Genomic DNA, 19,370 nt, shown 5'->3' on the forward strand with positions numbered 1-19,370 from the left:
ATATTTCATTGATTTGTAAAGGGGGTTTATCTTTTGTTGTATTAAATAAAAGTCTACAATAAAGGAATACCCTTTTTCATCCGCCTTTGATAACAAGCTGCACAAAAAAGCTCAAGCCCCTTTCGGCCGAGGCTTGAGCTTTTTTATCATTCTTCATTTTTCTCCACAATATATGCCCATTTCAAACTGTATTCCGGACCAAACGGATGGCGGTACAGGTCTTTGACATAAGACTTTTGCACAAACGCTTTAGAGTAGTAAATTAACGGCACAAAACCGGCACTCCCCTGATCATCCACGCCGGTAAGCAACGCTTCGGCCTGTTTTAACAACTCAAACTGCGCTTTCGGGTCGGAAGTTTGCCTTGCCTGATCCATCAACTGGTCAAATTTGGGGTTATTGTAATGGGAGAAGTTCATTTCATTATCCGACTCCCAAATTTCAAAGAAGTTGAACGGATCATTGTAGTCCGCCACCCAACCCAGCATGGCCATGTCAAAGTTTCTGTTTTTCACTTTGTTGACATGGGTTTTCCAAGTCGGGGAATCCAGCTTGATCTCCAAATTCAGCTTTTTCCGCAATTGCTCTTTGATGTTGATCGCCACATCCCTCAGCGGGGTTGCGTCATAACTGACCATCACGATATCCTTGGGCGGTTCGGACATTCCCAATTCCGTTAAACCTTCCTGAAACAAGGCTTGGGCACGGGCAACATCGGTTTTGACGTAGGATCCTGAAAGTTCACGGAAGTTTTTGCCGCCCACCCCGCTGATCGATGACGGAATCAAAGCATCTGCCGGTTTGGATCCGCCTTTCATGATATCGTTGGCAATGGTCCCCCGGTCGATCGCCAGATTGATCGCCTTCCTGATTTTTTCATTTTTAAAAAAAGGATCGTCATGATTGAACAGAATATAATAGTTTCTTGCCCTTTCCGCTTCCACGTATTCTTCTGTATTTTTAAAGGCATCCACAAACGCCTGGTTCAGCGTGGCGGTGTCAATTTCCCCGGAGTTGTATAGATTGATTCCCGTTGCCAAATCCTTCACCACGTTGATTTCAACGGTTTCCAGCTTTACTCCGTTTTTATCCCAGTAATTTTCATTTTTTTTCAACAACACTTTTTGCGGTGTCCAACTGGCGACTTTAAATGGTCCGTTATAAATGGTTTCTTCCGCGGATGTTCCGTATTTACCCCCAAACTTTTCAACCACATCTTTACGTTGCGGCATGAAAGCGATCATGGTCGTACGCTGAATAAAGTTCAATGTCGGCTTTTCCAATTGCACTTCCAAGGTGTGATCATCCACCGCCTTGATTCCGACAGCAGACGCATCCACTTGCCCCTGGTTATACTGTTTGGCATTTTTAATCGGGAAAAAGACATAGGCATATCCGGAATCAGTTTGAGGATTGAGCACCCGTTTCCATGCATACTCGAAATCTTGCGCCGTCACGGGTTCGCCGTCACTCCATTTGGCGTCTTCCCGCAGTTTGAAGGTATACTTGGTTTTGTCCGGGCTGAGTTCATATTCATACGCAATCCCGTATTCCGGTTGTTTTTCCCTTCCCAATCGCATCAAGCCTTCATTCACATTATTCAGGACATTAAACGTGATCGCATCATTGGCCTTGACCGTGTCCAGTGTCGTGATGCCGCCTTCTTCGGCAATCCTCAACACCTGCTCGTCACTTAATTTCATGTTGGAACCACTGTTTGCTTGAAAACCGCACCCGCTCAGTACTAAACTGAAAGAGGCTGCGATTGCCAACAACACTTTCCCTGTCTTGAGCATGACTCCCCCTCCCTGCAGTCGAACCTTGGATACTTTCTTTTCTGACAATTCCCCTTCAGATCGTGATCTGGACCGGGTTAACTTGTAACATTATAAATGAATTGCTAGCTTTAGAAAAGATTATATGGATATTGTCCAAAATAAACCATATTTCCATTTCAGACCGTAAACGGAGGAACGCCATGAAGATGCGAAATAAACGTGCTTGGGCAACCATTCTCATCACGATGGTCGTGTTTTTGTTTCTCGGCTTCATTTCCAAAGGGAATGCGCTTGCCTTTATCGATCAATCCTTTTTGGCCGGATTGCTCTTTTTGATCCTTGCCGCCGGCATTTTTGTCGTCCAAGGCGGTTTCTTTTCCGTCTTTTTGCGCACTTTTAAAAAATTCAACAAACTCCCCGGACAGAGGCGGGAGGATGAAGCCGAAGATGATTCCCCTTTGTCCAAAGCGGAACGGAGGGCTTTCCTCCAAAACCTGCAATTCATTTGTTTGAACGTTGGAATCATCTTCATTTTGGCGTCGCTTCTGTTCCTGTTCTTTCAGTAATCTTTTCTCACTCCCAAATAAAAAAGGCTGTTGAAAATCAACAGCCTTTTTTTTCGCCTGATTTTTCCAAACGGATCCATCCGTTTTCTTCCATCATTTGCAAAAACGTCGCAAGCCTGGGCAAAACCGGCTCTGCCTTTTCCCCGAATTCCGATTCCAGTTTTTTCTGTATTTCATCCACGGTATGGCGCCCGTCACACAGCCGGATCACAAAGCTTCCCAGTTCATCCAGTTTCACCTTGATGGCTTCCGGCTGTTTCAAAAAACGGATGGAAAAGCGTTCAATCCAGCTGGTCCGGGGGATCACCACAAAAACCAGCTCTTTGTCTTCCCTTGCCGGCTGCAAAGAAAGATGCGGCTTTAAACACGGGATTAATTCCAGCAGATTTTCTCTTTTCTTCTTCATCATTTGGCAGAAGAAGAAGATCCTTTTACATTTTTATTGGCAAATTTCACAGCGACAAATCCCAACAAGCCGACCAATGCAAGGAAAAGAAGCAATGGCAAGAGCTGGCTTTCCACTTTAAACGGAGCTTCCGGATCGATGATTCCCGGCACGATGAGCAAGGCAACGACAACGCTGAGCAACGCTTCCCCGGCAATCAAACCGGAAGCAAAGAGCGTTCCTGCTTCTTCGCGCCCTTGTTTTTCAGCTTCGGTTTTGCTGAACCGGGTCGTAAGCCAGCGGACAATACCTCCGACCATGATCGGCGCACTGATGGAAATCGGCAGATAAAATCCGACAGCCACCGTCAAGGAATTGATCCCCAAAAATTCAATCGTAATCGCCAGCGCCGCCCCCATTATGATGAGTTCCCAAGGCAAGTTTCCTTGCATCAGCCCCTCAACAATGATCTTCATTAACATGGCTTTGGGAGCCGGCAATGCTTCGCTTCCGATTTCATACGCCTGATCAAAGAGGTACAAAACGTATCCGATCAACAAACCGCTGGCCAGCACCCCGACCATCATGGCAATTTGTTGTTTCCACGGAGTTGCTCCCACCAGATAACCCGTTTTTAAGTCTTGGGAAATATCCCCCGCGACGGCAATGGCCACACAAACGATGGCTGCGGAGGTCAGTGAGACAATCATCCCCGTTTGACCGGTAAAGCCAATCGCCTTAAAAATTAAGGTGGTGATCAGCAAGGTGGCAATGGTCATGCCGGACACAGGCATGGATGAACTTCCGACAATCCCGACGATCCGGGAAGCAACCGCCACAAACAAGAACCCAAACAAGGCGATGCAAATCGCACCGATGATTCCGACTTTCGTCACCGGCACAAAAGCAATGATCAATATCAGCAAAATCGAACCGCCCAAAATATAATGCATCGGCAGATCCTTGTCGGTTCTTTCGATTTGCAAGGCCGCATTGTGATCTTGCTTCAACAAACCTTGCAGCGTATCACGTACGGAAGTGAACAATATGGGCAAGGTTTTCACCAACGTGATCAAACCGCCCATGGCCACCGCACCAGCCCCGATATATGTGATGTAACTGGAATAGATCGCGGAAGCATCCATTCCTCCCACTGGATCTTCAGACGGGAAAAAGACCGCAGGACTTCCTTGTGTAAAAAAGGAGATCATCGGAATGAAAACGACGGAAGCCAGAAGCCCTCCGGCAATCATTTGTCCCGCGATGCGCGGACCAATGATATATCCCACCCCAAGCAAGGCGGGCATGGTACTCATGCCGAGCACTGCATTTTTATAGCCAATGATTTGTGTTTCCACCGAAGTTTTAAACCATCTTAAACCGTCTCCCAATGCTTTGAACAAGCCGCCGACAATAAACCCGGACAAAATCAGCTTGGCATTGGTTCCACCGGTTTCGCCTGATTTTAAAACCTCTGCACATGCAGTTCCTTCCGGATACGGCAGCACTTCATGCTCGTTGACAATCAACAAACGGCGCAAAGGAACCATCATCAAAACACCGAGCAATCCACCGGTCACAACGATAAAAGCAATCATGGCCTGGCTTGGACTCAAATCCCACAAGTAAAGAGCCGGCAGGGTAAAAATCGCACCGGCCGCCACAGCTTCCCCGGCCGTGGTCATTGTTTGCACAATATTATTTTCCAAAATGGATTTTCTGCGGAACAACCCGCGCAAAATAGCCATTGAAATCACAGCTGCAGGAATGGAAGCAGAAACGGTCAATCCGATTTTCAGCCCCAAATAAGCGTTGGCCGCACCAAAAACAATGGCCAGCAAAATTCCGAGAATCATTGCGACAACCGTTAATTCCGGCAATGACTTGGACGCTGGAATATAAGGGACAAACTTTTGTTTGTTTTTTGACACTTTTTTCACCGCCTTTGATGTGTATCATTTTGACAAATTAAGTAAATTGACATGACCTAGTTCATAATAACATGGAAACCAAAATATATTAAATGTTTTTTATCGAAAAATAAAATTATTGCTGTTACATCAACTGCCAATTCACTGCCCATTCCTATCCTCTCTGAAAAAACGGCATTTATCCATGTCGTTGTTTTTAGAAAAATTAAATTTATTAAATATTTTATATTATCACAACAATGGAGGTGGATACAAGCAAAACAAAGATTGTGGTAGCATAAAGATAAATCTTCTGCTACAGCCTTTTCATTTAGTATGGATGGGAAGTGAAAAGATGTCATTGGATCCTCAAATCATCCGTGAGCTTGAAAAAATTGTGGGGCAACCATACTGCCGGACGGATCAGGAAGCCCGTCTCACCCATTCCTATGACGCCACACCGCTGTTTCAAGCCTTTCCTCATGCCGTTGTTTATCCGCAAAGCACAGAAGAAGTCCAAGCCGTCATGAAAGTGGCAAACCGATACCAAATCCCCGTAATTTCCCGCGGTTCCGGAACCAATCTCAGCGCTTCCGCCGTACCGGTCAATGGCGGTATTGTCATGGTTTTCAACCGAATGAACAACATCCTGGAAATCGACACCCAAAACTTAACGGCCACGGTGCAGCCCGGCGTGATCACCCGGGACTTGCATGAAGCTGTTTCAGCCCACTCGCTTTTCTATCCGCCGGATCCCGGAAGCATGTCCATTTCCACCATCGGCGGCAACATTGCCCAGGGCGCCGGCGGATTGAGAGGATTAAAATACGGAACCACCAAAGATTACGTGCTCGGCCTTGAAGCCGTGCTCGCCAACGGGGAAGTCATCCGGACGGGAGGAAAACTGGCCAAAGATGTTTCCGGCTATGATGTCACCAAGCTTATGGTCGGCTCCGAAGGAACCCTTGCCATCATCACCGAGGCAACGTTGAAATTACTTCCCCAACCGGCTTTCCAACAAACCATGGTCGCCTATTTCCCTGAGCTTGATCTGGCTGCGGAAGCCGTTTCCAACATCATTTCCTCCCGGATCATTCCTTGCACTTTGGAATTTATGGATCAGGGCACGATGGAAGTGGTGGAAGCCTTCACCAACATCGGGCTGCCGACGGATCAAAAAGCCATGTTAATTTTGGAACAAGACGGCCCGCCGGAAGTGGTGGAACGAGATCTGGAGCAAATGGCTGAAATCTGCCGACGGCTTCAAGCCACCAAGATTGAAATCGCCCGTACACAAAAAGAAAGGGAATCGCTGTTGGAAGCACGCCGGACAGCCCTTTCCGCCCTGGCCCGTTCCACCCCCACCACCATTTTGGAGGATGCCACGGTTCCGCGCGCTTCGATTCCGGAAATGGTTCGCAAAATTACCGAGATATCGAAAAAATACAATATACGCATTTGTACGTTCGGCCATGCAGGAGACGGCAACCTGCACCCGACATGCATGACAGATGCCCGCAACAAAAAAGAAATCGGGCGGGTTAAAAAAGCATTTGACGAAATTTTTGAAACGGCTTTAAAACTGGGTGGCACCATCACCGGGGAACACGGTGTCGGAATAGCCAAAGCCCCTTATATGGAAAAACAGTGGGGAAAAGCGGGCATGGAGTTATTAAAACGCATCAAAGAGGCATTTGACCCTCATCATCTCCTGAATCCGGGGAAAATTTTGCTGCCATCCGAGGAGGAGTGATCATGGACAAATGGAACGAATCGCTTGCCAAACAGTTGCAAAACACGTTGGATGAAGACCAACTGACCCAATGCATGCGTTGCGGCTTTTGTCTCCCGGCTTGCCCCACTTACCGGGAAACCGGGTTTGAGGGAGCCTCTCCCCGGGGAAGAATCGCCTTGATGAAAGCGGTTTATGACGGTCAAATCAAGCCGGACCAAAACTTCATCAACCAAATCGACCTTTGTTTGGGTTGCCGTGCCTGCGAGCCGGCCTGCCCCGCCGGGGTTCCCTACGGGCAACTGTTGGAACAAACACGCGCGGCCATCCATCAAGAACGGCCGGGCAGCAAAAAAAGCCACATCCTGCAACAAATTTTGTTGCGGGATGTGATTTCGCATCCCCGCCGCTTAAAAGCGTTGGGTTCCCTGCTCCGTCTGTATCAGCGGTCCGGCATGCCCAAATGGATCAACAAGGTGCCTCTTTATCGCCTGTTGCCGGAGCCGGTCCGGGAAATGGAACGGATCCTGCCGGACGTGGAATCCCCCGCATTTTCCCCGGGAACCCGGGTATATCCTTCTTCCGGCAAAAAATCCGGACGGGTCGGTCTGTTTCTAGGTTGCGTCATGGATGTCCTCTTCAACCGGACCCATCGAAACACCATCCGGCTGTTGACGTCGGCGGGCTATGAAGTCGTAGTTCCTGGTGGTCAAAATTGTTGCGGCGCATTGCATGCCCATGCCGGGGACCGGGAGCAAGCCATCCGGCTGGCCAAACAAAACATCCAGGCTTTTGCCGGTGCAAAGGTGGATTTCATTTGCTCCAATGCAGGCGGATGCGGGGCCATGCTTGCCGAATATGCCGAGCTTTTCAAAGAAGAACCAAATTGGCGTGAACAAGCCCTCGAATTTCAGCGCAAAGTGAAAGATGTCAGCGAACTGATTCTGGAACAAGCGGACTCCGGTTTGATCACCTTCTCCGCCGACCGGCACCAACGGATCACTTATCAGGATTCATGCCATTTAATCAACGGCATGCGGGTTTTTGCGCCGAGAACGTTGTTAAAGCAAGTCAAAAACACCACGTTTGTTGAATTGAAAGAAGCCAACCGGTGTTGCGGATCTGCCGGCATCTACAATTTATTGCAGACGGAAATGGCCAACCGTTTGTTGGACGAAAAAATGAATCATGTTAAAAACACGCAGGCAGATCTGTTGATCACCAGCAATCCGGGATGTTTTCTGCAAATGGCGTTGGGAGTGAAAAGGGCCGGATTGCAAAAACAAATCAAAGTCATGCACCTCGCTGACTTTCTGGCCTCCACCCTGCAACCCGGCGCAAAGAAACAAAAACATCCATCTTGATGAATTTGAAATGAAAATCTATGATTTGAATAAAAGCATTGGAACAGGTTACAATGCCACAAAACGATTCTTCGCCGCAAGAAAATCGTTGAGTGGTTTAAACGGAAAGATCACAGGGGTTTGAAAGCCCGGTTGTTCTTTCTTATCCGAGGGGAAGGATGATCCAAATGAAGACTTGGAACGAATTTTTCAAACCGTATCAAGCGATCACCATCCAGGGGATCGCCAAATATTTTAATCACGTGATCCAAGAACAATGGGAAGTGATTTTGAAAGAATATCGCGAAGAATGGAACCGGAAATTTTATGAAATCGGGGAACAGGTGTACGGATTGTATCTGGGCAAGGTGTTAAACCCCGTGTTTCGTGAACTCTGGGAGGCTGGCTTTGTCACCAAACCAGGCTTTATTCTCCCCAACTCCATCGAACACTGGGGTCCGCCGGAAGAGCGGGAAAGATGCATGTGGTGTGTGGTGAAGGATCAAAACGGAACCCCATTGGGAAGCTTGGTCCTCCGGGTGTTCCACTCCCATGTCCGATTTAACGTTCCTCATGCTCCGGATGTGTTCAGTCTGGAGGAAACAGAAAGAGAAGCGATCCAGAATGCCATCTGCAACGCTTCGGTCCGCCTGAACCAAAAATACCGCGGGGTTTGGCAAGAGCAAAAAAACGACGGGTGGGAATACAGTGTGGAAACCGGCCTCGGCGATTACCTGAATGCCGGGCGCGGGGAAGTCGAGGTATCCTACCTGGACCATGCCCTCGCCTCCTGGGGAAGAAACGGCTGGGAACTGGTGTCTGTTGTTCCCCACGGAAATCGTTTGCTCGCTTTTTTCAAACGTCCGGTTCAAAAACAAAGCTGACTGCCAAAACGGGTCATCATTGGAATCCAGTCCAATGGATGACCCGTTTTTGACTTGAATGCCTGTTTTTCTCCTAGGAATATGGATCATTGGAAAATGAATCCTCTTCCCAATCGTTGTCATTTTCCCGGTAATGATCCCCTCCTTCCGGCACCGGATCCTCTTTTTTATGAATCCAATCAATTTCCGGAAAAGATGCGTGAAAATGGTCACGCGCAAGTTGTGCATAGCACTTCAGCAAATTCGCCTTTTTTTGTTCGGTTTGAATGGCCTGATGCACCAACCGGACGGTAAAATCCCCCGGTTTTTTTTCATTCAGATAGACATTCCGCAGATGGCGGACCAATTGTCCGGGAAAAAGCAACCGGGCATAAATCAAAGCATAATCGGCGTCGGTCAATTCCGATGCCTCCTGATAACCGCTCAGGATAATTTTGATCACTTCCGGGCTTTGGGTTCGTCCATAGGCATACATTAACCAGTCAGCGAGATCAGCCGCACGAACGTCGGCAACCATTTCATTCCAATCAATGAGCGCAAAAGCCCCATCCGGCTGGATTAACAGATTTCGCCTGTGCCAGCGTCCATGGCTGATGTTCCCGAACTTTTCCGTTTCCAGGCATAACCGGTCAAGCCCCGTTTTCACCGAATATTTTAACAAATTTTTCATCAAGCCCAGCGAATAATGGGAAACTTTCCGCCAGATTTCATCCAGTTCCGTGGGAACCGCTGTCCATCGGGCCGCCAAATGGAAAATTTCCATTTCTTTATACACTTGCAACCACCAATCGCCCCATTTCCCAATCCGGTTCCACGGATCGGGCATTTTCCGGGTTTCAAACCCGGCGGTTGCCAAATGAAAAGAAGCCATTCCCCTGGATAATTGCCGCCACTCCTCCGCCTTGTTCAGTTGCGGAGTCTCTCCTTCCAGCCACGGGAGGAGAACATACGGATACCGGTAACCATCAAAAAAAATTTTTTTTCGTTTCGTCCGGACCGGATTTGGCATTCTAAACGACAGCCCTTTCTCCATCGACAAGAAATCAGCCAGTCGGGCAATCTGCTGCCAGCGGTCTTTTTCCCTCATCCGAACCCGTTTCAATACAAAAAAACCTTGGTCGGTTTCCAGCTTTAACACGCCTCCGACCGGTTCCACCGATACCAAGTCAAGTCCGTAATGATAGCGGATCCAGTCATCCAGCCGTTCTTCCCCGGTTAAGAAGGCCCACTCCTCTTTGTTTTTCAATACAGGCATTGATCCCTCACCTCTCATCCACCATGATATGTGCGGAGGCAAGGGATGGTTCCCTGTCACGCTTCGCGCTTGGAAGTCGGATGAATGACATCCAACCCGCCCGTCACTTGCAGGATGTTTCCCGTCACAAAATCGGATTTGTCTTCAAGCAAAAATTGAATCAACCGGGTCACATCCTCCCCCGAACCGGGCCGTCCACGCGGCGTTTCCCCGTCATCCAGCGCTTTGACCTCATCGATCCACATTTCTTTCCGTTCCTTGACGATATCCCCCGGACAAATCATGTTGACCGTGATTCCGTACGGCGCTTCTTCCACCGCCAAGGTTTTGGCAAAGGAAACCAATCCGGTTTTCGCCGCGGCATATACCGAGCGGTCCGGCCAGGCCGGGGCCTCCATCGCCCTGCCAAATCCAAAAAACAAAATCCTTCCCCACTTTTGCCTGCGCATCACCGGGATCACTGAATGCGCCATCCACATGGCACTTAACAAATTCCCTTCCACCATTTCCTCGATCTCGGCGGGTGTATGTTCAATAAACCATTTTCGTTCCCGAATAAACGGGCCGACCGCATGAATCAAAGCGTCAATCCGCCCGTACCGTTCCATGGTCTCTAAAACTACCTGACGGGCCGTTTCCCGACAGCGGAGATCTCCGACACTGATTTCGATCTCCGTCCCTTGGCGGGCCAGTTGATCCGCCCATTCATCCACTTCTTTTCTCCGGCGCCGGCAATTCACCATTAAAGACCATTGGTCCTGACTCAAAACCACGGCGGCCATTTTTCCCAAACCACCGGATCCTCCTGTTATCAATGCCACTTTCTTGTGACTCATTCCTGAAGGGACTCCTTCCTTTATCAAACTCATATTTCGATCGGTTACGGAAAAAATAATGTTCACGAGCTCCTGAAAGGAGAGATAGCATGGATCAAGAAGCATTTTCACCGGTTGCTGATGAAAAATGTTACCAAGCCACACTGGATTGGATTCAAAAACGGGGCGTCCGCCTTGAAGAGATTGCAGAACTCACTTTTTTCCTGCAGAAGGACTATATCCCGGATTTGACCATGGAGAAATGTCTTGAAAGCGTCCGTCACGTCCTCACCAAAAGAGAAGTCCAAAATGCAGTGATGACTGGCATTCAACTGGATATGCTCGCTGAAAAAAAACAGATTGAAGAACCTTTACTGAGTATCATCAACAATGATGAAGGATTATACGGAATCGACGAAATTTTATCCGTTGCCATTTTAAACGTTTACGGGAGCATCGGACTGACCAATTACGGTTACATCGACCGGATCAAACCCGGTGTGCTTGCCCGGTTAAACAATCATGACAGCAAACAAACGCACACCTTTTTGGACGACCTCGTGGGGGCCATTGCCGCTTCCGCATCCGCAAGAATCGCACACAGCCGCAGCTTTGGTCTGTAACGGAAAAGGCATGGAGCAAGGGGTGTTCTCCCATCGCTCCGTGCCTTTTTTCTCATTTCACAAAATAACGGTATTGGTCTTCGAACCACTCGCGGCAAATCTCTCCGTTGATTTTCAAGTATTCCAAATGAGCCAATGTTTCTGCCAAGGCAAACCGCAAATTGTGAATGTTCAAGTTGGTCCCGAACAAATCCCTGCACAGATCATACGCGGTGCAACGCCCATATGTTTTCAGCTTGTTCTTGATGGAAGCCAACCGTTTTTCATGATGGTCGATCAATGCGTCAATCCGCTCCCGGTAATGGGTAAACGATGATCCGTGGGCCGGAAACACCCGTTTCACCGGCAAGCTTTTCATTTTTCCCAGAGTTTGCAGATAAACTTGCAAGGGATTCGGGTGGCAAGCCGGCCATAAACTGATATTTGGAGTAATCTTCGGCAACAAGAAATCCCCGCCGATGAGAAATTCGCGTTCGGGATCATAGAAACTCAGATGACCGTCCGCATGGCCGGGGGTATGGAAGATGACATATTCACGGTCCCCCAGTCGAATCGTTTCCCCGGCCTCAATAAATTCCGGTTCGGGGTGAGGCTCCACCCATGGGTAAAAACTTTGCATATGGCCGGGAATTTGCGCGGTCCGTTCCGGCGTCAGCCCGTGTTTCGCGTAAAAATCAGCCAACTGCCCCGGCATGTTGCTTTCCCGGGAAAAGAAAAGCTGTGCCTGTTCAAAGTCGGTTTTGGACATATACACCGGAGCTTTCGTTTTTTGTTGCAACAGTCCGGCCAAACCGTAATGATCCGGATGATAATGGGTCAGGACAATCTTTTCCACATCCGCCCAAGACCAGTTCCCTTCTTTTTGTGCCTGCTCCCACCGGGCCAAATCCGCTTCGTCATGAAGGCCGGTGTCCACAATGGTGTATCCCGTCTTTCCTTTGATCAAATAAGCGTTAATGATCTTTAAAGCAAACGGCAAAGGAAGCGGTACTTCGATGATGTCCTCCCACTGTTTCATGAGGTTGTCTCCTCTCTCTTCATTTCATCCAGCTTGTCAAGCGATCCACCGCATAAGTAGCCTGAATCTCCGAACGTTTTGCCATTTCCGGGGTCGTGATTCCCGTGTAAACCAAAAGCGTATCCATCCCGCCGCGGACTCCTGCCAAAATATCGGTTTGCAAATTATCGCCGACCACAAGCACTTCGTCTTTCCGACAACCCAGTTTTTCAAGGGCGTAACGCATGATCACCGGTTCCGGTTTTCCGATAAAACGAGGTTCCACCCCCGCCGCCGCGGCGATGCCCATTGCCAGCGACCCGGATCCCGGCCAAAAACCTTCTTCAGTGGGCAAAGCCCGATCCGCATTGGTCCCGATCAATTCGGCTCCGGCCTGGATGCCCAAAAAAGCTTTTTTCATTTTTTCGTAGGTGAAATCGCGATCCAATCCCACCACCACTGCATCGGGATGGTCGTCGGTCACCACAAACCCGGCTTGTGTGATCGCTTGGTGAAGCCCTTCTTCCCCGACAATATAAACTGACTTCACATCCTCTTTTTCCTCCAGATAGCGGGCACAGGCCAACGATGAGGTATAAACCTGCTCCGCTTCTGCCGGAAAACCAAAGCGGTGCAACTTTTCAGCCACCTGTTCCGGCGAACGCGTCGAATTATTGGTCAAAAAAAGATAAGGAATTTGATCCTCATCAAGCCGTTTCACAAATTCCAAGGCTCCTGGTATCACTTGGTCACCGCGGTACAAGGTTCCATCCAGATCGATTAAGTATCCTTTGTATTGATTCATTTTTTCACACAACCTGTCACAATCATTCTTTTTCCTTCAGGAGAATAAGGTTCCCCGTCAAAATCCGAATAGACTTGCTTATGTTTTAAAGAGTATTTTTCCAACATGGAGATCAATTGTTCATAATCGTACATTTTGACCCGTTCCTGATAGGTGCGTTTTCCACGTTCATCGCTCAATTCGATCGACTTGCAGACAAAATCGCCTTCAATCCACCGTTTTTCCTTGATCCATCGTCCGTCGACCTGCCGCCGGCTTTCCGGAACCAGGTTTTTCTCCACCGATGCCCGGTTTAAAAAATCAATCAAAAAGCGGCCACCCGGTTTCAACACCCTGGCAATTTCCGACAAAACCCGCTCATTGTCCGCGTCTTCTTTAAAATACCCGAACGAGGTGAACAAATTGAGCACCACGTCAAAAGACCCGTCAACAAAAGGCAGCATCCGCATATCCGCCCGGATAAACGGAATCGCCAGGTCTGCCGATTGTTCCAAGGCCTTTTTCAACAAAACCTCAGACAAATCAAGCCCGGCCACTTGATAACCCATTTTTTCCAGCGATATACTGTGGCGGCCCATTCCGCAGCACAGATCCAAAATCAAATCATCCCGGTTCAAATCCAGCCATTTGGCGGCTTGTTCTACCTCCTTGGATGCATCCTGCTGATTCCGGTGTTTATATACGATGAGATAGTCTTCTCCAAAACTTTCTTCATACCATTGCGGCATGGATTTCCCTCCTGCTTGTTTAAAAGGAACTATTCTCCTTGTAAATTGTATCACAAGTACCAGAAACTTCGAAAAAGAAAACGACACGCAACCCTCGTGCCGTTTTGAAAGTTTCCCTGTTTTCATTCCTTCCGCTCACGAATCACATAGACACAATTTTGTCCGCCCATCGCTTTGCATTCTTTCTGTTCCACCTTGGCATCCAACAGCTTGCAAAACCAATTCATTTCACATTGGCATGCCTGATTGTAAACACTGGCCACTTGTGAAATGGGACAATTGCATTCAACAAACCGGTAAACCCCTTCCCCTTCTTTTTCCCATTTCACCATGTATCCTTTTTCGTCCTGAAGTTCAGCCAGCCGTCTCACCTTTTCGTCCAAGCTCTTTCCTTGAAAATCAGACAAGTGTTCTTTCAGGAGGCGCTTCTCCCGGTTTTTGAAGACGGATTGGATCATCTCCTCTCCGTAATTCTCTTCCAAATCCTTCAGGATCTCCATCGCAAACCCGGCATACATTTTTGGAAAGTACTGCTCGGAACGTTCCGTGAGGAAGTATTGGTTGCTCGGTCTCCCCATGGACTTTCGAAGCAGTTGTGGCACAATCAATTGATCCCGCTCCAATTGGTTCATGTGCCGGCGGACCGCCATTTCCGTAACCCCCAACCGCTCGGCGATTTCGCTGACGGTCAAGCCTCCTTCGGTCTTGAGCATCGTCATGATCTGCATTCGTGTCGATCCGGTTTCATTCATTGCTTCCACCCCCTCCCCGCCAAATGGTTTCTTTATAATTCTCTTTTCAGATAATCCTGTACTTGCACGCGGAACTCACGGTAAAGGCCGCTGTCTTTGAGAAACGGCTTCAGCTCGTCCAAGTCGACCTCAGTATAATACCGGACCAAGCGGTCCCGCAAATGGACATGTTCCTTTACCCGGTTGCCCACTTTTGAATCAATCACTTTTTCATCCAACAAAATGTCGACAATGTCCAGATATCCTCCGGGATCCCGCATGATGAACCCGTCAATCATGGCCGTTCCCACATCAATCATGCATTCCACGGCCAAGTGCAAAGCCCGCTCCAACGCAAAGCGGTCTTCTGTGTTTGAAGGCCCTTCTCCCAACCGTTCCAACACGATGGCGCATTGCTCCAAATGTTCCAACTGTTTTTCAATCCGCTCCACATCCACATCGTAAACCATGATTTTTCCCCTCTTTCTGCCGGTTTCCAACCGCGATAAATGTATCCTTCAAACAAAAATTATAAGGGAAGCCTGTTCAAGAATAAATGAAAACGATCCAACAAAGATTAATAGTAAATTTCCTGTAAAGGAGGATCCGTGTGATGCAGATCTCCACCAAAGATCTTTCGTACTTGAGCGATGAAATGTCCTGGGAACTTCTGGCGATGAAAAAATGTAATCACTTCGCCCAAGAGTGCCAGGATGAACAAGTTCGCCAACTGCTTCACCAAGTTGGCCAAATGCATCAAAATCACTACGAAATGCTTTTGAATCAATTACAACAAGCCACAGGACCGACCGGAGCGCCCGGCGCCGGAAATCCGTCGGTCACACAATAAGGGAGGGAATGATTAATGCAATCCACACCCCAACAAAACATGGGACCTCAGCAGTCAACCGGATTGCCGCAAGTGAAAGGTCCGGAGTTGAATGACCGGGACCGGATCAATGATATCCTGGCCACGGAAAAATATTTGGCATACGGTTACAACACAGCCTGCCATGAAGCAAGCCATGAAGGATTGTTTCAATTACAGATGCAGTGTTTGTCGGATGTCCAAAAAGCCAGCCGCGAACTGTTCAATCTGATGCATCAGAAAGGATGGTACAAACTCGAAGCGGCACAACCTGATAAAATCAGCCAGAAATTCCAGCAATTCAGCAACTACCGTACACAATTCCCCTATTCCTGAAGGATAAACCTCTCCTGCTTCCAGAAGCGGAGAGGTTTTTTCTGTCCGTTGAACAAGGAAATTGTCAGCAAATGACTTCCTTTGTCAGAAGGAAGGAATTTATTTACAGGTCTCGAAATCGTTAACAAATATACAGCGAAAAAAGGAGGATTCGGTTATGGCAGAGTCACACATGACCACCAAAGAAGCCGCTGAACAACTGCAAGTCCACGCCCGCACCATCCGGAAATGGATTGATACTTTTGAAGAATATATTCAACCCGATATCAACGAACGGGGGCATTATCTGTTATCCAAAGAAAGCTTTCAACGCCTGTCCCACATTAAAAGCCGGCTGCAAGAACCGCACCGTTCCATGAAACAAGTCAAAGAGGAATTGATCCAGGAAGGGAAAATGAGCCCTTATCCCGCTTCCCCCTCCCAGGAGTTCATGGAAGAGACGGAAAGATGCTTGCAAGACATGATGGATATGATGGATGGCATGACCGATTTATTGGAAGAGATGACGAACCGGATCAATCATATCGAAAAGCATATGATGAACTTGTTTAATTCCCTGGATGAAATGCAACATAAACTGTTGTCCGTCCAATATGAATCCGCCTCTTCCAACGAAGTTCACCAAATGTTCGATGAAATCCGGAAAAAACAGGATCAATTGCGAATGGAGCTGCGCAATGTGACCTTCACTCAACGGCTGACAGCGGCAACCGGGGAACAGGGACTATTGCCCAGGCGGCAGAAAAAAGCCCGTTTTTTCGGACTCTTATAATGGATCCTTTTCATGTATAATGGGGTCAAACGACGACAAAGGAGCAAAAAAGATGGAAAATCAGGACCTCATGGTTTTATATGATGAAAAGGAAAACACCCGTACCCGTTTTGTCAGTTTTGCCGGGAACACCAACCGGTTTGACCTTGCCATTACCTTTACGGATCGTTTCTACGGCAAACTTTTGGTTTTGGATCTCCAATCCAACCGGTTTGCCATTATCGGCCCGGACGACGTGGATGAGCCGGGTTATCTGGAAGAAGTGTATCAATTGAAAGAAGACGAAGCGGATGAATTACGGCAATTTTTGCATACCCTTGTTTAAAACGTATAACCTTCCTTTGGTTCACACAACTTAATCCCAAAGGGAGGAACTGTGCATGAAAAAAAAGCAGAATTTCCGGGAACTGAAAACGGTGGAATCACAACAAAACGAGCTGGTTCCGGAAGAATTTCCCGAAGGACCTTACGGGGCGGCTGTCAGCGGCAAGCCGGGAAAATCATCTCCCTGGCGGCCCACACAACACGCTTCTCCCCGTTTTACATATGAAATGCGGGAGTTTCATGAGGGGTTGCAACGGCATTTTCCAGGCAGCCATCCGACCCACGATGATCCCGATGATCATGAATAAACCCGCTTTCCATCGCAAACCGGCCCGCCGCTTGAGTCACGACGGGCCGGTTTGTCGTTAACTTTTTGCTTTTGGATTCACTTTTTTCAACACAAAATAGGCACAGCCAAAATTGCAAAATTCATTGAGATATTCCTCCAAATAACTGATTTTGGTATCAGCCGTGGCACGTGACCGGTGATCGGCAAAAAATCCTTTTAACCGCAGTTGTCCGTACCCCCAATCCCCGACAATATAATCGTATTTGTCCAGAATTTCGCTAAAACGGCGTTTAAACGCTTCCGGATCCCATCCTTCCCGATGGTTGGTCAATAACTCATACTCATGGCCATGTATATAAATTCGCTCCATAACGACCTACCTTTTCCATTACAAATCTCTACTTATATGTTACCATATCCCTCCTATTTTCCGGAAAAATTTAGCCCGTTATGACCGCCTCCTTTTGGGCAGTTTATAAAACAAAAGGAGGGAATGGCATGAAACGATGGATCGTCTTTTTACTCTCTGGCCTCTTTGTTTTTTCCCTGACCGCTTGTTCCCCTGACAACCGGGGAGAAAACCAAGGAAATCAGGGAATGGAAAATCAAAGTTATGAAGAACCTCTTTACCGTGAACAAAACAATGACACACGCATCGGCAGAACGAGCAACGATTCAATCAACGGGAACGAAGAAGCACGCGGCGGGGGACAAAACGAAATCGGATATTTCAAATACAACCCTCAAAATTATGACGAAAAAAGCGCGGGAAAAACCAATGTGTTTGTGGATCGTCCTTTGCTGGCAAGACATATCGCGGAAATGGTGACCAACCTGCCCAATGTCAAAGACGCGACCGCACTGGTCACGGATGACCGCGTGTTCATCGGCGTGAACACAAAGAACGGGAAAGTCGACCCGAAGACCGTCAAAGAAGCGAAACGTACGGCCGAAAGCTTAACCCCCCGTTATTACCGGGTTCATGTGACCAGCGACAAAAATCTGAATGAGAAAATCACCAACATCGGGATGCGGATGTCCACCAATAACGATGTGGAAGGTGTCCGGGGAGATTTGGAAGATCTGTTGCGTCGATTGGGAGACGACACCCCTCCGGACGTCAACGAACAAATCGAACCCAACGGACGCCGGGATATCAACCCGCTGGAAAAATAAACAAAAGCAGTGTCATCCCGTAAGGACGGCACTGCTTTTTGTTGATTCAAGCCATTTTTTCTTCACTTTGTTTTGCAGACCGGACTTGTTCATGCGCATGATAAGAGCTGCGCACCAGCGGACCGGATTCGACGTGGGAAAAGCCCATTTCCAACCCGATCTCTTTCCATTTTTCAAATTCCTCCGGAGTGTAATACCGTTCGATTTTCAAGTGCTTTTTCGTCGGTTGCAAATATTGGCCAATGGTGACAATGTCCACTTGGTGATCGCGAAGATCCTGCATCGCTTCCACCACTTCTTCAAAGGTTTCCCCCACTCCGACCATGAGGCTGGATTTGGTGGGAACATCCGGTTGCATTTCTTTGGCCCGCTTCAATAATTCCAAGGAACGGTCGTATTTTGCTTTGGAACGGACCCGGTCGGAACGGCGGCGAACCGTTTCAATATTGTGATTCAAAATATCGGGTTTTGCATCCATCACGACTTTTAAGGCATCCCAATTCCCTTGGAAATCAGGGATCAGTACTTCCACACTGGTAAATGGATTCCGTTTGCGGATGGCTTTGATGGTTGCGGCAAAAATGGCAGCCCCGCCATCTTTCAAGTCATCCCTGGCCACGGATGTGACAACGGCATGACGAACACCCATCTGTTCAACCGCTTCCGCCACACGTTGCGGTTCGGCCCAGTCCAGTTCGGTTGGGAGCCCGGTTTTCACGGCGCAGAAACGGCAGGCCCGGGTGCAGATATCCCCCAAAATCATGAAAGTCGCGGTTCGGTTTGCCCAACATTCATAAATGTTCGGGCAACGCGCTTCTTCACAAACCGTATGCAGGGTTTTTCCCCGCATCATCTTTTTTAATTCGCGGAAATTTTCATTGGTGGTTAAACGCACTTTCAGCCATTCAGGTTTCCGCTGCCGGGTTTTTGCTTTGTTATCGCTTGCCACTTGAATCCCTCCACAATCAAAATCGACACCAAACCGCCCTTCCCAGCCTTGCAAAAAATTTCACAAAGTACAAGAGGGAACAGCCGGATCGTTTCCATTTTCAC

The 19,370-nt window shown here is 48.1% G+C and carries 23 protein-coding genes; 11 read left to right on the plus strand and 12 right to left on the minus strand.

From position 1 onward, the window contains the following. Positions 1–146 precede the first annotated feature (146 nt). Positions 147–1,796: a peptide ABC transporter substrate-binding protein gene (locus ATH33_RS09980; RefSeq protein WP_037994156.1), complete on the minus strand. Its 1,650-nt coding sequence runs from the start codon at positions 1,794–1,796 to the stop codon at positions 147–149. 182 nt (positions 1,797–1,978) lie between these two features. On the opposite strand from ATH33_RS09980, the gene ATH33_RS09985 reads away from it, so the two are divergent. Continuing rightward, the gene (locus ATH33_RS09985; RefSeq protein WP_049719667.1) at positions 1,979–2,344 is read left to right on the plus strand and encodes a DUF3899 domain-containing protein; all 366 of its coding nucleotides are present in this window, start codon (positions 1,979–1,981) and stop codon (positions 2,342–2,344) included. 37 nt (positions 2,345–2,381) lie between these two features. On the opposite strand, the gene ATH33_RS09990 is transcribed toward ATH33_RS09985, so the two are convergent. After that, complete coding sequence (locus ATH33_RS09990; RefSeq protein ID WP_231564576.1) at positions 2,382–2,750, minus strand: PqqD family protein; 369 nt, start codon at positions 2,748–2,750, stop codon at positions 2,382–2,384. Further along, complete coding sequence (locus ATH33_RS09995; RefSeq protein ID WP_428843392.1) at positions 2,750–4,669, minus strand: OPT family oligopeptide transporter; 1,920 nt, start codon at positions 4,667–4,669, stop codon at positions 2,750–2,752. Before ATH33_RS09995 ends, ATH33_RS09990 begins: the two co-directional genes overlap by 1 nt. A gap of 325 nt (positions 4,670–4,994) precedes the next feature. Between ATH33_RS09995 and ATH33_RS10000 the strand changes: the two genes are divergently transcribed. From ATH33_RS10000 to ATH33_RS10010, 3 genes are all read left to right on the plus strand, one after another. After that, positions 4,995–6,392, plus strand: a complete 1,398-nt coding sequence (locus ATH33_RS10000; protein ID WP_121874370.1) for an FAD-binding oxidoreductase — start codon at positions 4,995–4,997, stop codon at positions 6,390–6,392. A gap of 2 nt (positions 6,393–6,394) precedes the next feature. After that, entirely contained in the window at positions 6,395–7,735 is a 1,341-nt protein-coding gene (locus ATH33_RS10005; RefSeq protein ID WP_121874371.1) for a (Fe-S)-binding protein, read from the plus strand. 167 nt (positions 7,736–7,902) lie between these two features. Beyond that, entirely contained in the window at positions 7,903–8,598 is a 696-nt protein-coding gene (locus ATH33_RS10010; RefSeq protein ID WP_121874372.1) for a DUF6022 family protein, read from the plus strand. 73 nt (positions 8,599–8,671) lie between these two features. On the opposite strand, the gene ATH33_RS10015 is transcribed toward ATH33_RS10010, so the two are convergent. Beyond that, positions 8,672–9,853 (minus strand): phosphotransferase, encoded by a 1,182-nt coding sequence (locus tag ATH33_RS10015; RefSeq protein ID WP_170151257.1) that lies wholly within the window; start codon positions 9,851–9,853, stop codon positions 8,672–8,674. A 56-nt stretch (positions 9,854–9,909) separates the two neighbouring features. Next, positions 9,910–10,689 (minus strand): SDR family oxidoreductase, encoded by a 780-nt coding sequence (locus ATH33_RS10020; protein ID WP_037994140.1) that lies wholly within the window; start codon positions 10,687–10,689, stop codon positions 9,910–9,912. Positions 10,690–10,778: 89 nt separating this feature from the next. Between ATH33_RS10020 and ATH33_RS10025 the strand changes: the two genes are divergently transcribed. Next, positions 10,779–11,291, plus strand: a complete 513-nt coding sequence (locus ATH33_RS10025) for a phosphatidylglycerophosphatase A family protein (protein WP_037994138.1) — start codon at positions 10,779–10,781, stop codon at positions 11,289–11,291. 52 nt (positions 11,292–11,343) lie between these two features. Here the strand turns inward: ATH33_RS10025 and ATH33_RS10030 are convergent, their stop codons facing one another. From ATH33_RS10030 to ATH33_RS10050, 5 genes are all read right to left on the minus strand, one after another. After that, positions 11,344–12,309, minus strand: a complete 966-nt coding sequence (locus ATH33_RS10030; protein ID WP_049719662.1) for an MBL fold metallo-hydrolase — start codon at positions 12,307–12,309, stop codon at positions 11,344–11,346. A gap of 19 nt (positions 12,310–12,328) precedes the next feature. Then, positions 12,329–13,093: a TIGR01457 family HAD-type hydrolase gene (locus ATH33_RS10035; RefSeq protein ID WP_049719661.1), complete on the minus strand. Its 765-nt coding sequence runs from the start codon at positions 13,091–13,093 to the stop codon at positions 12,329–12,331. Further along, positions 13,090–13,821, minus strand: a complete 732-nt coding sequence (locus tag ATH33_RS10040; RefSeq protein WP_121874374.1) for a class I SAM-dependent methyltransferase — start codon at positions 13,819–13,821, stop codon at positions 13,090–13,092. The genes ATH33_RS10035 and ATH33_RS10040 overlap by 4 nt, the downstream gene beginning before the upstream one ends. A gap of 122 nt (positions 13,822–13,943) precedes the next feature. Beyond that, entirely contained in the window at positions 13,944–14,573 is a 630-nt protein-coding gene (locus ATH33_RS10045; RefSeq protein WP_049719659.1) for a helix-turn-helix transcriptional regulator, read from the minus strand. A 32-nt stretch (positions 14,574–14,605) separates the two neighbouring features. Next, a complete protein-coding gene (locus ATH33_RS10050; RefSeq protein WP_037994135.1) occupies positions 14,606–15,022 on the minus strand; it encodes a DUF86 domain-containing protein in 417 nt (138 codons plus the stop codon). A 143-nt stretch (positions 15,023–15,165) separates the two neighbouring features. On the opposite strand from ATH33_RS10050, the gene ATH33_RS10055 reads away from it, so the two are divergent. The 5 genes from ATH33_RS10055 to ATH33_RS10075 all read left to right on the plus strand — a co-directional run bounded on the left by ATH33_RS10055 (position 15,166) and on the right by ATH33_RS10075 (position 17,160). Beyond that, positions 15,166–15,402, plus strand: a complete 237-nt coding sequence (locus tag ATH33_RS10055; RefSeq protein ID WP_049719658.1) for a spore coat protein — start codon at positions 15,166–15,168, stop codon at positions 15,400–15,402. A gap of 15 nt (positions 15,403–15,417) precedes the next feature. Further along, entirely contained in the window at positions 15,418–15,756 is a 339-nt protein-coding gene (locus ATH33_RS10060) for a spore coat protein (protein WP_049719657.1), read from the plus strand. Positions 15,757–15,913: 157 nt separating this feature from the next. Then, a complete protein-coding gene (locus ATH33_RS10065; protein ID WP_037994131.1) occupies positions 15,914–16,528 on the plus strand; it encodes a MerR family transcriptional regulator in 615 nt (204 codons plus the stop codon). A 52-nt stretch (positions 16,529–16,580) separates the two neighbouring features. After that, positions 16,581–16,853 (plus strand): DUF3055 domain-containing protein, encoded by a 273-nt coding sequence (locus tag ATH33_RS10070; RefSeq protein ID WP_082813455.1) that lies wholly within the window; start codon positions 16,581–16,583, stop codon positions 16,851–16,853. A 55-nt stretch (positions 16,854–16,908) separates the two neighbouring features. Beyond that, complete coding sequence (locus tag ATH33_RS10075) at positions 16,909–17,160, plus strand: hypothetical protein (protein WP_037994129.1); 252 nt, start codon at positions 16,909–16,911, stop codon at positions 17,158–17,160. Positions 17,161–17,217: 57 nt separating this feature from the next. Here the strand turns inward: ATH33_RS10075 and ATH33_RS10080 are convergent, their stop codons facing one another. Further along, positions 17,218–17,511: a YutD family protein gene (locus ATH33_RS10080; protein ID WP_037994127.1), complete on the minus strand. Its 294-nt coding sequence runs from the start codon at positions 17,509–17,511 to the stop codon at positions 17,218–17,220. Positions 17,512–17,639: 128 nt separating this feature from the next. Here ATH33_RS10080 and ATH33_RS10085 point away from each other — a divergent pair, with 128 nt between their 5' ends. Then, the gene (locus ATH33_RS10085; RefSeq protein WP_170151258.1) at positions 17,640–18,317 is read left to right on the plus strand and encodes a YhcN/YlaJ family sporulation lipoprotein; all 678 of its coding nucleotides are present in this window, start codon (positions 17,640–17,642) and stop codon (positions 18,315–18,317) included. A gap of 46 nt (positions 18,318–18,363) precedes the next feature. Here the strand turns inward: ATH33_RS10085 and lipA are convergent, their stop codons facing one another. Next, positions 18,364–19,266, minus strand: coding sequence for a lipoyl synthase (gene lipA / locus ATH33_RS10090; protein WP_049719656.1), 903 nt, complete (start codon positions 19,264–19,266; stop codon positions 18,364–18,366). Between the last annotated feature and the right edge of the window lie 104 nt (positions 19,267–19,370).

The sequence above is a fragment of the Thermoactinomyces vulgaris genome (assembly GCF_003688725.1).
GTDB classification, from domain to species: Bacteria; Bacillota; Bacilli; order Thermoactinomycetales; family Thermoactinomycetaceae; genus Thermoactinomyces; species Thermoactinomyces vulgaris.